Source organism: Variovorax atrisoli 110B, from assembly GCF_000382045.1.
GTDB lineage: Bacteria > Pseudomonadota > Gammaproteobacteria > Burkholderiales > Burkholderiaceae_C > Variovorax > Variovorax atrisoli.
Genome location: NZ_KB907450.1, coordinates 109,898 through 124,130 on the forward strand (window position 1 = coordinate 109,898; position 14,233 = coordinate 124,130).

Below are 14,233 nucleotides of genomic sequence, written 5' to 3' on the forward strand. Positions count from 1 at the left end.
AGTGAACAAGATTTTTCCCACCGCTGATGCGGCACTCAAGGGGGTCGTCGCCGACGGGCAGATGCTCGCGGTCGGCGGCTTCGGCCTCTGCGGCATTCCCGAAGCGCTGATCGACGCGCTCAAGGATTCCGGCGTCCAGAACCTCACCGTCATCTCCAACAACGCGGGCGTCGACGGCTTCGGCCTCGGCAAGCTGCTGGAGACGCGCCAGATCAAGAAGATGATCGCGTCCTACGTCGGTGAGAACAAGGAGTTCGAGCGCCAGTACCTCGCGGGCGAGCTGGCCCTGGAGTTCACGCCGCAGGGCACGCTGGCCGAGAAGCTGCGCGCCGGCGGCGCCGGCATCCCGGCCTTCTTCACCAAGACCGGCGTGGGCACCCAGGTTGCCGAAGGCAAGGAACTGCGCGAGTTCGACGGCGAGACCTACGTGATGGAACGCTCGCTGGTGCCCGACGTGGCGCTGGTGAAGGCCGACGTGGCCGACAAGTCGGGCAACCTGCGCTTCCGCCTGACGGCGCGCAACTTCAACCCGGCCGCGGCCATGGCCGGCAAGATCTGCATCGTCGAGGTCGAGAAGATCGTCGAGGTGGGCGAACTGGCCCCCGACGACATCCACCTGCCGGGCATCTACGTGCACCGCATCGTGCTCAACGCCAACCCCGAGAAGCGCATCGAGAAGCGCACCGTGAGCGCATCGGTCGATGCCGCCGCCGCCAAGGTCGAGGCGCAGACCGTCATCGCCGCCGCTGCAGCAGCCGGCAGCGAAGTGCCTGCCAAGGTCGTCAACAAGAAAGAAGGAGCCTGAGATGCCCTGGACCCAAGACCAGATGGCGGCCCGCGCCGCCCAGGAACTCGAGGACGGCTTCTACGTCAACCTCGGCATCGGCATCCCGACGCTGGTGGCCAACCACACCGGCGACAAGGAAGTGTGGCTGCAGAGCGAGAACGGCATGCTCGGCATCGGCCCGTTCCCGACGGAAGACCAGGTCGACGCCGACCTGATCAACGCCGGCAAGCAGACCGTGACCACGCTGCCGGGCTCGGCCATCTTCGGCAGCCATGACAGCTTCGCGATGATCCGCGGCGGCAAGATCAACCTGTCGATCCTCGGCGCCATGCAGGTCAGCACCAAGGGCGACCTCGCTAACTGGATGATCCCCGGCAAGATGGTCAAGGGCATGGGCGGCGCCATGGACCTCGTGGCCGGCGTGAAGCGCGTGATCGTCCTGATGGAGCACGTCGCCAAGAAGAAGGACGGCACCGAGGACTTGAAGATCCTCGAGAAGTGCACCCTGCCGCTGACCGGCGTGGGCGTGGTCGACCGCATCATCACCGACCTGGCCGTGATGGACGTGGTGCCCGAGGGCCTGAAGGTCGTCGAGCTGGCGCCGGGCGTCACCTTCGACGCGCTGCAGGCCAAGACTGGGGCCAAGCTGATCCAGTAACTGGGCGGACGGCAAACGCAACGACAACAAGAGGCAGGGTCGCGCAAGCGGACCTGCCTTTTTGCCTTGGAGCATGGAAATGGTGAATTCGAGCGAGGTTCTGGGCGGCATCTGGCGGCAAGCCGGCTTGCCCGAAGAGGCCTTGCAGTTCGCGCGGTTCACCGGTGCGGAACCTGTGCTGCCGTCTTCCTTCGCGGTAGGCACTGCAGCGCAGGGCACCATCGCTGCTGCGGCCCTCGCGGCCTGCGAACTGGGGCACCTGCGGGGAACGCCACGGCAGCAGGTGGGCGTCGACATGCTTCATGCGGCCCTGGAGAGCACGGGCTGGTTCAGCCTGGACGGCCAGGTACCACCGCAATGGGACGAGTTCTCGGGGCTCTATCGCTGCGCCGACGGCTGGGTGCGCTTGCACGCGAACTTCGCGCATCACCGCGACGGCGCGCTGCGGCTGATGAATCTCGACCCGGCCACCGCCACCCGCGCGGACGCGGAGCGGGCGATGGCCGCGTGGCCCGCGCTCGACTTGGAAGATGCCGCGGCTGCGGCCGGGCTGGTCGTGACGGCGCTGCGGCGCTTCGACGAATGGGACGCCTCGCCTCAGGGCCGCGCAGTCGCCGCGCAGCCTCTCTTCACCATCGAGCGCATCGGCGATGCGCCGCCGCTTGCACTGCCGCCCCTGCGCGAAGACGAGCGCCCCCTGTCGGGCCTGCGCGTGCTCGACCTCACGCGGGTGCTTGCCGGGCCGGTCGGTGGACGCGCCCTTGCGGCCTATGGCGCGGAGGTGATGCTCGTGAACTCACCGAACCTGCCGAACATCAGTGCGATCGCCGACACCAGCCGGGGCAAGCTCTCGGCGCATGCCGACCTGCAGACCGAGGAGGGGCGGACGGCCCTGCGGCGGCTGGTGGTCGATGCGCATGTGTTCGTCCAGGGCTACAGGCCGGGCGGCATCGAGGCGCGCGGCTTCGGACCGGCAGCGCTGGCAAGCATGAGGCCCGGCATCGTCTGCGTATCGCTCAGCGCCTACGGCACCAAGGGGCCGTGGGCAAGTCGCCGGGGTTTCGATTCGCTGGTCCAGACCGCGATGGGCTTCAACCACGCCGAGGGCGAGGCCGCAGGCGACGGCAAGCCCAGGCCGCTGCCCATGCAGATCCTCGACGAGGCCACCGGCTACCTGATCGCCTTCGGCGCAGCCGCGGCACTTTGGCGCCAGCAGCGGGAGGGTGGAAGCTGGCACGTGCAACTGTCGCTGGCGCAGACGGGACAGTGGCTGCGCAGCCTCGGGCGCGTGCAGGACGGGCTCTCGGCTGCGAAGCCCGATCTGAAGCCGTATGTCGAAACCTCCGACTCCGGGTTCGGCCGGCTGGCGGCGCTGCGACACAGCGCGCAACTGCAACGCACGCCCGCCGAATGGGTGCGGCCTTCGATGCCGCCGGGAAGCGATCCGCCGAGGTGGCCTTAAGCCCCGAGCGCCGACCGCACCTTGTCTCCCAACCCCCGCAGCCGCTCCACCGGCTCGTTGGAAAACACGAAGCGCAGGTACTGCGCCCCATGCGTCTCGCCCCAGCCCTTCATCGCGGTGGCGCAGACGCGCTGCGCGAGCAGGCGCTCCGACAACGTCTGCCCGTCGATGCCGAAATCGCTCGTGCGCAGCAGCAGCGACCAGCCACCGCCCGGCACGCCGACCGGCAGGCCCTTGAGCTCCTCCAGCACCGTGTCGCGCCGCCGCTCCAGTTCCGCCACGTAGGGCGCGAGCGTGCGCGGCGATTGCTCCAGCGCGGTGGCCACCGCGTCCTGAGCGATACCGACGGGCACCACCACATTGGCGAGCGACACGGCCACGAGGTCGGGCATGTAACTCTCGGGCGCCACGGTCCAGCCCACGCGCCAGCCGATCATGCGCAGTTCCTTGGCCGACGAGCCCACCGTGATGGTGCGCTCGGCCATGCCGGGCAGGCCCGCGGGATGGATGGGCTTGCGGCCGTCGTACAGCAGGCGCTCCATCGCGGTGTCGAGGATCAGCGTGATGTCGTGCTGCACGCACAGCGCGGCGATGGCGCGCCAGTCTTCCTCGTCGAAGCAGCCGCCCGAGGGCATCGAGGGCGACATCAGCAGCATGGTGCGCACGCGCGGGCCGACTGCCTGTTGCAGCGCTTCGCGGTCGAGCTCCCATTCACCGCCGGGTGTGAACCTGAAGGGCACGTACTTCGGTGTGCCGCCCGCAAGGCGGATGCGGTTGAGCAGGCCTGCGTAGGTCGGGTCGGTCACCAGCACTTCGTCGCCGACCTCGACGGTCGCGAGCAGCGCATTGAGGATGCCCGAGAGCCCGCCCGCCGAGATCACGCAGTTGCGCGCGCCGCTGTACGCCACGCCCGAGAGCGCCGACACATGCCGCGCCGCCACGTCGCGCAGCCGGGACTGGCCGACGAAGGGCAGGTAGCTGTTGTCGGGGTCGAACGATGCGGCCTGCACGGTGCGCGCGACGGCTTCGGGGTCTGGCGGGATGTCGACGTCGAGGTTCTCCAGCCGCAGGAACGGCGGGCCGCTCGCGTCGTCTGCGATGGCGCCCATGCGGTCGACGCCGATGCCGGCGATGTGTTCGAGTCGGGCGGGGCGGTGGCGTGGCATGGGCGTTTCTCCTGTCTCCGTCTGGGGGAGCGGGTCGATCGTTATGGGGTGGGCTTGCGCTGGCGGGCCGGCCGTTGTGGCGGGCCGCTCGACTCATTCTCTTCGCCAGGCGGCTGCAGCAGCAAGAGCGACTGCCGCTCCTGCACCGTCTCGCGCAGGAAGTTCCACACCGCCTGCATGCGCGCGAGATGCTTGGTCTCCGCCGGCATCGACATCCAGAAGGTGCGCGTGAAGTTCGCCTGCCCGGGCAGGACGGGGCGCAGCGCGCTGTCGTGTTCGGCGAGGAACGCCGGCAGCACCGCGATGCCCGCGCCCGCAGCCACCGCGCTGTGCTGCGCGAGCACGCTGGTGCTGCGCAGCGCGAAGGCGTCGGGGCGGTGCAGTTCGTCGAGGTACTGCAGCTCCTTGCTGAAGAGCAGGTCGTCCACGTAGCTGATGAAGGTGTGGCCGCGCAGGTCCTCCCGGGTGCGGATCGGCTTGTGCGCCGACAGGTATTGCCTGGATGCGTACAGGCGCAGCGTGTAGTCGGTGAGCTTGGCGACCACCACCGGCCCGCGCGCCGGGCGTTCGAGCGAGATCACGATGTCGGCCTCGCGCCGAGACAGGTGCACGAGACGCGGCATCGCGAGCAGGTCGATGGTGAGCTTCGGGTGCCGCACCGCGAACGACGCGAGCTGCGGCGCCAGCACCACCGTGCCGAAGCCTTCGGTCGCGCCGATGCGCACCAGGCCCGAAAGGCCTTCCTGCGATGCCGGCGCGGTGCTCTCCACCGCCAGGAAGGCGCTCTCCATCGCCTCGACCTGCGGCTGCAGGCGCCGGCCCGCCTCGGTGAGCCGGTGGCCGCCCGATTCGCGCGAGAAGAGCGGGGCGCCGACCTCCTTCTCGAGCGCCTGGATCCGCCGCGCCACAGTCGTGTGGTCGACCTCCAGCCGCCGTGCCGCGCTCATCAGCGTGCCCGAGCGGGCCAGCTCCAGGAAGTACCGCAGGTTGTCCCAGTCCATGTGCTTTCGTGCTTCAGGTCGTATCGGGTGGAAGGCTTTGCATTTTTGCAAAGTCGTCGCGCAATTTTGTCTATTGTCATGGCAAATCTGCAAAGCTAGGATGCGTGACCGACCCGGTTCGCCCGGCGCCGCTTTCACAGATTCACAGGAGACAAAACCCATGGACGCCACCACCACGCCCTCGACCCAGGTCGCCACCGTCAAGCTGCTGATCGGCGGAAAGCTGGTCGAATCGAAGACCACCGAATGGCGCGACGTCGTCAACCCGGCCACGCAGGAAGTGCTGGCGCGCGTGCCCTTCGCCACGCAGGCCGAGCTCGACGCCGCCGTCGCTTCCGCCAGGGAAGCCTTCAAGACCTGGCGCAAGACGCCCATCGGCGCCCGCGCGCGCATCTTCCTGAAGCTGCAGCAGCTCATCCGCGAGAACATGAGCGAGCTCGCCGCGATCTTGACGGCCGAGCAGGGCAAGACGCTGCCCGACGCGGAAGGCGACGTGTTCCGCGGCCTCGAAGTGGTCGAGCACGCCTCGAACATCGGCAACCTGCAGCTCGGCGAACTGGCCAACAACGTGGCCAGCGGCGTCGACACCTACACGCTGCTGCAGCCGCTGGGCGTGTGCGCCGGCATCACGCCGTTCAACTTCCCGGCCATGATCCCGCTGTGGATGTTCCCGATGGCCATCGTCACCGGCAACACCTTCGTGCTCAAGCCTTCCGAGCAGGACCCGATGGTCACCATGCGCCTGTGCGAACTGGCGCTCGAGGCCGGCGTGCCCCCCGGCGTGCTGAACGTGGTGCATGGCGGCGAGGCCGTGGTCAACGGCATCTGCGACCACAAGGACATCAAGGCGATCAGCTTCGTCGGCTCCACCAAGGTCGGCACGCACGTCTACAACCGCGCCACGCTGGCCGGCAAGCGCGTGCAATGCATGATGGGCGCGAAGAACCATGCCATCGTGATGCCCGACGCCAACAAGGAGCAGACGCTCAACGCACTGGCCGGCGCGAGCTTCGGCGCCGCGGGCCAGCGCTGCATGGCGGTGTCGGTGGCGGTGCTGGTGGGCGAGGCGCGCAACTGGGTGCCCGAGCTGATCGAGAAGGCGAAGACGCTGAAGGTCGGCGCCGGCACCGACAAGGGCGTGGACGTGGGCCCGCTGGTCTCGTGCGCCGCCTACGACCGCGTGAACAGCCTCATCGAGCGCGGCGAAGCCGACGGCGCGAAGCTGGTGCTCGACGGCCGCAAGCCGACGGTGCCCGGCTACGAGAAGGGCAACTTCGTCGGCCCGACGATCTTCACCGGCGTGAAGCCCGGCATGACGATCTACGACCAGGAAATCTTCGGCCCCGTGCTGTGCGTCGCGGACGCCGAGAACATCGACGAGGCCATCGAGCTGATCAACAGCAACCCGAACGGCAACGGCACTGCGATCTTCACGCAGTCGGGCGCGGCGGCGCGTCGCTTCCAGGAAGACATCGACGTGGGCCAGGTGGGCATCAACGTGCCGATCCCGGTGCCGGTGCCGATGTTCTCGTTCACCGGCTCGCGCGCTTCGAAGCTCGGCGACCTGGGCCCGTACGGCAAGCAGGTCGTGCTGTTCTACACGCAGACCAAGACGGTGACGGCGCGCTGGTTCGACGACAGCACCGTCTCGCACGGCGTGAACACGACCATCAGCCTGAAATAAGCTCGCCCCCAGGCTCCCGGGGCCACATCTGCGATCCGGCAAGGCCGGCTGCGCGATGTCCCCGGAAAGAGGACTCGAGAAATGATCTGCTGTGGGGCATCAATTGGACTTTGAACTTTCCGAGGAGCAGCGCGCCTTCGCCGAGACGGCGCGCGATTTCGCTCAGGCTGAATTCGCGCCGCATGCGGCGCAGTGGGATGCGCAAGCCATCTTCCCCAGGGAAGCGATCGCCAAGGCTGGCGAGCTGGGCTTCTGCGGCCTCTATGCGCCCGAGCGCATCGGCGGCCTCGGCCTTCCGCGCCTCGACGCCGCGCTGGTGTTCGAGGAGATGGCGGCGGTCGACCCTTCGACGACGGCCTTCATCACCATCCACAACATGGCGACGTGGATGCTGGGCACCTGGGCGACCGACGAAGTGGCGCAGCAGTGGGGCGAGGACCTGACGAGCGGGCGCAAGCTGGCGTCGTACTGCCTGACCGAGCCGGGCGCCGGATCGGACGCGGGTTCGCTCAAGACGCGCGCCGAACTGCAGGGTGCCGAGTACGTCATCAACGGCGGCAAGGCCTTCATCTCGGGCGCAGGCTCGACCGACGTGCTGGTGCTGATGGCGCGCACGGGCGGCGCGGGAGCGAGCGGCATCTCGGCCTTCGCGGTGCCGGCCGACGCGCCGGGCATCAGCTACGGCAAGAAGGAACACAAGATGGGCTGGAACAGCCAGCCCACGCGCACCATCAGCTTCGACAACGTGCGCATTCCCGCGCAGAACCTGCTGGGCAAGGAGGGCGAGGGCTTTCGCATCGCCATGAAGGGGCTCGACGGCGGGCGCATCAACATCGCGACCTGCTCGGTGGGCGCCGCGCAGGGCGCGCTCGATGCGGCCCGCCGCTACCTGCACGAGCGCCAGCAGTTCGGCAAGCCTCTGGCCAGCTTCCAGGCGCTGCAGTTCAAGCTGGCCGACATGGCGACCGAGCTGGTCGCTGCGCGGCAGATGGTGCGGCTCGCAGCCTCGAAGCTCGATGCCGGCCATTCCGACGCCAGCACCTACTGTGCAATGGCCAAGCGCTTCGCGACCGACGCCGGTTTCAACGTCTGCAACGATGCGCTGCAGCTGCACGGCGGCTACGGCTACCTTGGCGAATTCCCGCTGGAGCGCCTGGTGCGCGACACGCGCGTGCACCAGATCCTCGAAGGCACCAACGAGATCATGCGCGTGATCGTTGCGCGAAAATTGCTGGAAGGGGACAGCGACATCCGCTGAAACCTGCGCGTTCTCAGCGTGCTGTCCCCGCATCCGATCCAGCCCAGTCTCACCTCAGCTTCACATGACCGACTCAGTAGTTCTTTTCGACGAAATCAAGACCGCCGGCGGCCAGCGCTTCGCCGTTGCCACGCTCAACGCGCCGGCTTCGCTCAACGCGCTGTCCGTGGACATGGTGCGGTTGCTCACCCCCAAGCTGCGCGAATGGGCGAGCGACGCCGGCATCGTCGGCGTGCTGCTGCAGGCCTCGGGCGAGAAGGCCTTCTGCGCCGGCGGCGACCTGCGCCAGCTCTACCAGACGCTGCTCGACTGCGGCCCCGAACGCAATACCTACGCCGAGGACTTCTTCCGCGAGGAGTACGAGCTCGACTACCTGATCCACACCTTCCCCAAGCCCTTCCTGTGCTGGGGCCACGGCATCGTGATGGGCGGCGGCGTGGGCCTGCTGGCGGGCGCCTCGCATCGCGTGATGACGCTGCAAAGCCGCATCGCCATGCCCGAGATCAACATCGGCCTGTACCCCGACGTGGGCGGCAGCTGGTTCCTGCGCCGCACGCCGGGCCGCACCGGGCTGTTCCTCGCGCTCACTGCCGCGAACATCAACGCGGCCGACACCATCTTCTGCGGCCTTGCCGACGTGCTGGTGCCGCAAGAGCGCAAGAGCGAAGTGCTCGAAGCCATCGCCGCCACCCAATGGGCCGGCGAGAACAAGTCCGACCGCGCCACGCTGTCGCGCATCCTCGCCAAGGCGGGCGAAGGCGCCGAGATGCCGGCATCGAAGGTGCGCGAGCACTACGACACCATCAACGCGCTGATGGCGGGCGACGACCTGCTCGACATCGCCGGGCGCCTGCGCGAGCTGCAGAGCGACGACGCGTGGCTGCAGACGGCAGCCAAGACCTTCGCCAAGGGCGCGCCCAGCTCGGCTGCGCTGAGCTTCGAGCTGTGGCAGCGCGTGCTGCGCATGTCGCTGGCCGAAGTGTTCCGCCTCGAGTACTGGGCCTCGCTCGGCTTCTGCGCGCACAAGGACTTCGCCGAAGGCATCCGCGCGGTGCTGGTCGACAAGGACCGCAATCCGCGCTGGAACCCGGCCACGCTCGAGGAGATCACGCCCGCCTTCATCGAAGACCACCTGCGTCCGCGCGGGGAGATGCCGCCGGAGCTGGCATCGCTGGCCTGAGAGAGAAAGAAGCGGACAGCCGGGCGCAGAGGGAGCGAAGGTTCCGCGAAGGACGCGAAACCTTCGCGTCATCTGCGTCCTGATCCGGCATTCGTGTTCACGCAACCCAGGAGACATCAAATGAAGATCGCATTCATCGGCCTAGGCAACATGGGCGGCCCGATGGCCATGAACCTGCACAAGGCCGGCCACACGCTCGCCGCCTTCGACCTCTCGAAGGAGGCCTGTGCGAAGTTCGGTGCCGACGGCCTGCCGATCGCAAATTCGGCCGTCGAGGCGGTGGTGGATGCCGAGGTCGTCATCAGCATGCTGCCGGCCAGCGCGCACGTTGAAGGACTGTTCCTGGGCGGCGCTGGCAAGCCCGGGCTGCTGGAGAGCATCCGCGCAGGCTCGCTGGTGATCGACAGCAGCACCATCGCGGCCGCGACCTCGCGCAAGGTGGCCGAGGCGGCTGCGGCGAAGGGCATCGCGATGATCGATGCGCCCGTATCGGGCGGCACCGGCGGCGCCATCGCGGGCACGCTGACCTTCATGGTTGGCGGCGAGACGCAAGACCTGGAGCGTGCGCGCCCGGTGCTCGAGAAGATGGGCGCCAACATCTTCCATGCCGGCGCGGCAGGTGCGGGGCAGACCGCGAAGATCTGCAACAACATGCTGCTGGGCATCCTGATGATCGGCACCTCCGAGGCGCTGGCGCTGGGCGTGGCCAACGGGCTCGATCCGAAGGTGCTCTCGGAGATCATGCGCCGCAGCTCGGGCGGCAACTGGGCGCTGGAAAAGTACAACCCGATGCCCGGCGTGATGGAGACGGCGCCCGCTTCGAAGAACTATGCCGGCGGCTTCGGCACCGACCTGATGCTCAAGGACCTGGGGCTGGCCCAGGAAAACGCCACCGCCGTGCGTGCGGCCACGCCGCTGGGCGGGCTGGCGCGCAGCCTGTATGCGGCCCACAGCCTCGCCGGCCATGGTGCGCTCGATTTCTCGAGCGTGCTGAAGCTGGTGCAGAAGGCTTCCTGAGCCCGCTGCGTCGATCGATCCGGCTCAGCTGTAGCGCGACTGCAGCAGCCACAGCAGGCCGAGCACCACCACGAGCAGCACGGCGAAAAGAACCCAGGCGCGGGTGAACGCCTGCGTTTCGGTGAGTTCGGCCTGCGAAGCCATCGCGGGAGGCGCGCTGGCGGTTACGTCGGGTTGCGGTTGTGTCATTTCCCCACTGTACAGCGCAGTCCGCCGGCCGGGGCCAGCTTTGCATTGGCATCCATCCGCGACATCGACCACATGATGGCGGCTGCCACCAGGTTGGCTCCGACGCTGAACAGGATCGGCAGCAGGTAGCTGCGGCTGATGTCGAAGGCATAGCCCGCCGCGGCCGGACCTACCAGCGTGCCGAAGGCCACGCTGGTGTAAAGCACGCCGATGATCGCGCTGATGTTGCGCCCGCCGAAGTAGTCCATCACCAGCGCCGGCAGGAGTGCGACGAAGCCGCCATAGAACGCGCCGTAGAAGAAGGCGAACACCGCCAGCCCCCGGAAGCCGCCGGACGTAGCCCACACGAGCAGCGACAGCGCCATGCCGGTGGACATCAGCAGCATGGTCTGCGCGCGCCCCATGCGGTCGGCCAGCCCGCCCAGGAAGAAGCGCCCGGCCGTGCTGCCCACGCCGATCGCGCCCAGCAGCAGTACAGCGGACGCGTTGGGCACTCCATGGTCCAGCGCATAGGGCACCAGATGCACGAAAGGCACGAACAGGCCGAACGAGCTGATGAGGCAGGTCACGTACAGCCCGGCGAAGCGCCGGGTGCGCACGGCATCGCGCACCGTGAAACCCTCGGGACGGGCCGTCGCGGCCTGCGGCAGCGGCGAATCGCCGTCGGGGCCCAGCCCTCGGTCGCGCGGATCGTTCTCGATCAGCAGGGCCATGCCGACGCCCACCACCATCGCCAGTGCGCCCAGCGCCAGGTAGGCGTTGCGCCAGCCCAGTGTCTCGATGAAGAGCGATGCGAGCGGCGGCATCGCCAGTGTGCCGACGCCGATGCCGCTCACCGCCAGCCCCGAGGCGAAGCCGCGCCGCCGGACGAACCAGCGCTGCACCGCGCCGAGCACCGGCACGTACGAGGCGCCCACTCCAAGGCCCACGCCCAGACCGTAGGCGAGATAGATCTGCGTGAGGCTGCGCGCCTGCCCCGCCAGCGCCAGCCCCAGCCCAACCAGCACCATGCCGGCGACGGCCAGCCGCCGCGAACCCCAGCGGTCGGCCAGCGGTCCGCTGACCACCCCGAGGCCGAAGTAGAGAAAGCCCGCGAGCGAGAACACCAGCGAGACCGAGCCGCGCGAGGCGCCGAAGTCTTTCTGCAGCGAATCGAGGAAGGCGCTGAAGGTGTAGGCGCAGCCGAAGCCGACGAAGGTCACGGCGAAGGCGCCCGCGACCACCAGCCAGCCACGGAACAGGCCTGCGCCTTGCGATGGGGAAGGGGTGTTCATCATGTGGATGTCTGGATCAGAATATCTAATGCCGTGGTCCCGGGCATTCGAGGCCGGGTGCTCTCTTTCGGCGAAGCCAAGATGGATGTTCCGGCTTCCAGGCCTCCACGGCAAACCAGAATTTCTGCCTCTTTCAGTTCAGAACGGCTAAACGATGGAACACCAGCTCCCTCCGCTCAACGCGCTGCGCGCCTTCGAGGCCGCTGCCCGCCATCTCTCGGTGAAGAACGCGGCGGACGAACTCTGCGTGACCCCGGGGGCAGTGAGCCAGCTCGTCAAGACGCTGGAGCTGCACCTCGGCGTGCAGCTGTTCCGCCGCGTCAACCGGGGCATCTTCCTGACCGATGCGGGACAGGCCTACCTGCCACCCGTGCGCCATGCGTTCAGGCAGATCAGCGACGCCACGCAGAAGGTGGCCGTGCCCCCGCAGACCGGCCTGCTCACCGTGAGCGCCACGCCGTTCTTCGCTTCCGCCTGGCTCGTGCCGCGCCTCAAGTCCTTCCAGGATGCGCATCCCGACATCGACCTTCAGGTGCTGACGGGCAATGCGCTGGCCGATTTCTCGCGAGACGGCGTGGACGTCGCCATCCGCCATGGCATGGGCCAGTACCCCGGGCTTGCCAGTCAGCGCGTGCTGACGGTCGAGATGGTGCCGGTCGCCGCACCCGCGCTGGTCGCCGGGCACGGCAAGCCGAAGCAGCCGGCCGACCTGCTGCGGTGGCCGCGCGTGAACGACGCCGATCGCAAGGGCTGGCGCCTGTGGTTCGAGGCGCAGGGCATCCTTGATGCCGGCCCGGCGCGCGGGCCTTCCTTCGGCGATGCCGGCCTGCTGCTGCAGGCGGTGCTCGCGGGGCAGGGCGCGGCCCTGCTGCCCGCCGCCATGATGGCTCCCGAGATCGCGCAGGGCCGGCTCGTCCAGCTCTCGAACGTGACATGGCTCGAAGACTTCGCGTACTACCTCGTGTGCCCCGAAGCCAGCCGCGACTGGCCGAAAGTCGCGGCATTCCGTGACTGGCTGCTCGATGCGGTGCGCGAGAAAGGCGCTTCGTCAGGTAGCCGCAAGAGAGGATCGCCCACAGTCGCGGGTCAGCCCATCGCGCCGCCACGTCGTCGGCGCGCCGCGGCCGGTCCTTCATGAAGCTCCAGCGACACAGATTCCTCCGCCAGATGGCCGCCCGGCCGCGCCTGTTCATTGCTACCGCCATCGCCATCGCGACCGGCGTGCTGTGGCCTCCGTCCATCGAGGCCCACCTCGTCACGCGTCTGCTGATCGCCTGGAACACCGGCGCATGCCTTTACGTGCTGCTCGCCGCGATCATGATGACGCGCTCTTCGCAGCAGCACATGCGCTACCGCGCGCAGCTCCAGGACGAGGGTCGCATCGTCATCCTCGTGCTGGTGGTGGTGTCGGCCATTGCCAGCCTGGCGGCCATCGGCGGCGAACTGGCGGTGGTGAAGGACATGCACGGCATCGAGAAGATCGCGCACATCGCGCTGGCCGGGCTCACGGTGATGTCGTCGTGGGCCTTCACGCAGGTCATGTTCACCTTGCACTACGCGCACGACTACTACGCCGGCACGGCGCGGGGACGCAATCCCGGCCTCCAGTTTCCGGACGACGAGCCTCCCACCTATGGCGATTTCTTCTACTTCTCCGCGGTGATCGGCACCTCGGGGCAGACGGCGGACGTGTCCTTCGTGTCCAAGCCCATGCGGCGGATCGGCTCGGTGCACTGCATCCTGGCGTACCTCTTCAACACGACGGTGCTCGCGTTGCTCATCAACATCGGCGCGAGCATGTTTTGAGCGCACGGGCACGCCATCTCAGATTCGCCGCTGCGGCACTCCTGTGCGCCGCCGCGACCGCGTGGGCGGACGAAGAGCCGGCCGAACTGCCTTTCAAGCTCACTGTGGGGGCCTACCGCGTTTCCGGCGGGGGCCTACCCCCGGGGCCGGGGCTGGACATGAACCTGCGCTACACCTACGGGGACGGCACCGTCTGGATAGGCTGGTTTCGCTCGCCGGTACTCGATTTCGCGCAGCCGCGCGTGGGCTGGGACCACACCTTCACGCTGGGGCCGGTGCGGGTGCTGCCTTCGCTGCAGGCCGCCTCGGGCGGATTCGTGGGCGGCAGCCTGGCGGTGGAAACAGGCGACAGCTGGTTCGCCGGCGCGGGCCTGGGCCGCACCAACCTGCGCAACTATGCGAACCTGAACTTTGATCCGAACGACTCGTACACGGTGTATGGCGGCTACAAGTGGACGGACGGAAAGGCGCTGTCGCTCTCGCTGATCCGCGACAACCGGCTGAACCCCGATCAGCAGGACGTGCATCTCGTCTATCGCATGCCGCTGCCCGATCGGCAACGCCTGACCGTCGACCTGCTGGCCAAGCAGGGCACGGTCGAGGGCCGATTCATCCGCCGTGCCGGCCTGACCGTGACCTACGACTGGCCGCGGTGGTTCGTTCGCGCAGCCTATGACCCGAAGGTGAACTTCACGTCGCAGAACATGGTGCGGTTGTCGGTAGGCACGCGATTCTGAAGGGCGCAGGAGCG

Annotated in this window: 14 protein-coding genes; 10 read left to right on the forward strand and 4 right to left on the reverse strand. The window is 68.2% G+C overall.

The window, feature by feature from the left end:
• Position 1 precedes the first annotated feature (1 nt).
• From G369_RS0100525 to G369_RS0100535, 3 genes are all read left to right on the forward strand, one after another.
• Complete coding sequence (locus G369_RS0100525; RefSeq protein ID WP_019652013.1) at positions 2-805, forward strand: CoA transferase subunit A; 804 nt, start codon at positions 2-4, stop codon at positions 803-805.
• 1 nt (position 806) lies between these two features.
• Positions 807-1,445, forward strand: a complete 639-nt coding sequence (locus G369_RS0100530; protein ID WP_019652014.1) for a 3-oxoacid CoA-transferase subunit B — start codon at positions 807-809, stop codon at positions 1,443-1,445.
• A 79-nt stretch (positions 1,446-1,524) separates the two neighbouring features.
• Positions 1,525-2,907, forward strand: coding sequence for a CoA transferase (locus G369_RS0100535; protein WP_019652015.1), 1,383 nt, complete (start codon positions 1,525-1,527; stop codon positions 2,905-2,907).
• On the opposite strand, the gene G369_RS0100540 is transcribed toward G369_RS0100535, so the two are convergent.
• Both G369_RS0100540 and G369_RS0100545 read right to left on the reverse strand, forming a co-directional pair.
• Positions 2,904-4,073, reverse strand: coding sequence for a pyridoxal phosphate-dependent aminotransferase (locus G369_RS0100540; RefSeq protein ID WP_019652016.1), 1,170 nt, complete (start codon positions 4,071-4,073; stop codon positions 2,904-2,906). The two genes, G369_RS0100535 and G369_RS0100540, sit on opposite strands and share 4 nt — an antisense overlap.
• 41 nt (positions 4,074-4,114) lie before the next feature.
• Positions 4,115-5,074 carry a LysR family transcriptional regulator gene (locus G369_RS0100545; RefSeq protein ID WP_019652017.1) on the reverse strand — a complete coding sequence of 320 codons (960 nt, stop codon included), beginning with the start codon at positions 5,072-5,074 and terminating at the stop codon, positions 4,115-4,117.
• A gap of 160 nt (positions 5,075-5,234) precedes the next feature.
• On the opposite strand from G369_RS0100545, the gene G369_RS0100550 reads away from it, so the two are divergent.
• The 4 genes from G369_RS0100550 to mmsB all read left to right on the forward strand — a co-directional run bounded on the left by G369_RS0100550 (position 5,235) and on the right by mmsB (position 10,213).
• Entirely contained in the window at positions 5,235-6,758 is a 1,524-nt protein-coding gene (locus G369_RS0100550; protein WP_019652018.1) for a CoA-acylating methylmalonate-semialdehyde dehydrogenase, read from the forward strand.
• A 103-nt stretch (positions 6,759-6,861) separates the two neighbouring features.
• Positions 6,862-8,016, forward strand: coding sequence for an acyl-CoA dehydrogenase family protein (locus G369_RS0100555; protein ID WP_019652019.1), 1,155 nt, complete (start codon positions 6,862-6,864; stop codon positions 8,014-8,016).
• 64 nt (positions 8,017-8,080) lie between these two features.
• Positions 8,081-9,196, forward strand: coding sequence for an enoyl-CoA hydratase/isomerase family protein (locus tag G369_RS0100560; RefSeq protein WP_019652020.1), 1,116 nt, complete (start codon positions 8,081-8,083; stop codon positions 9,194-9,196).
• A 120-nt stretch (positions 9,197-9,316) separates the two neighbouring features.
• Complete coding sequence (gene mmsB / locus G369_RS0100565) at positions 9,317-10,213, forward strand: 3-hydroxyisobutyrate dehydrogenase (RefSeq protein WP_019652021.1); 897 nt, start codon at positions 9,317-9,319, stop codon at positions 10,211-10,213.
• A 24-nt stretch (positions 10,214-10,237) separates the two neighbouring features.
• Here mmsB and G369_RS38385 read toward each other — a convergent pair whose 3' ends face one another.
• Positions 10,238-10,402: a hypothetical protein gene (locus G369_RS38385; RefSeq protein ID WP_157773606.1), complete on the reverse strand. Its 165-nt coding sequence runs from the start codon at positions 10,400-10,402 to the stop codon at positions 10,238-10,240.
• The gene (locus tag G369_RS0100575) at positions 10,399-11,676 is read right to left on the reverse strand and encodes an MFS transporter (RefSeq protein WP_157773607.1); all 1,278 of its coding nucleotides are present in this window, start codon (positions 11,674-11,676) and stop codon (positions 10,399-10,401) included. The genes G369_RS38385 and G369_RS0100575 overlap by 4 nt, the downstream gene beginning before the upstream one ends.
• 154 nt (positions 11,677-11,830) lie before the next feature.
• Here G369_RS0100575 and gcvA point away from each other — a divergent pair, with 154 nt between their 5' ends.
• From gcvA to G369_RS35245, 3 genes are all read left to right on the forward strand, one after another.
• Positions 11,831-12,814, forward strand: a complete 984-nt coding sequence (gene gcvA / locus G369_RS0100580) for a transcriptional regulator GcvA (protein WP_019652024.1) — start codon at positions 11,831-11,833, stop codon at positions 12,812-12,814.
• Positions 12,815-12,843: 29 nt separating this feature from the next.
• On the forward strand, positions 12,844-13,482 hold the full coding sequence (locus tag G369_RS0100585; protein ID WP_019652025.1) for a DUF1345 domain-containing protein: 639 nt from the start codon (positions 12,844-12,846) through the stop codon (positions 13,480-13,482).
• 158 nt (positions 13,483-13,640) lie between these two features.
• Complete coding sequence (locus G369_RS35245) at positions 13,641-14,219, forward strand: hypothetical protein (RefSeq protein WP_019652026.1); 579 nt, start codon at positions 13,641-13,643, stop codon at positions 14,217-14,219.
• Positions 14,220-14,233 lie beyond the last annotated feature (14 nt).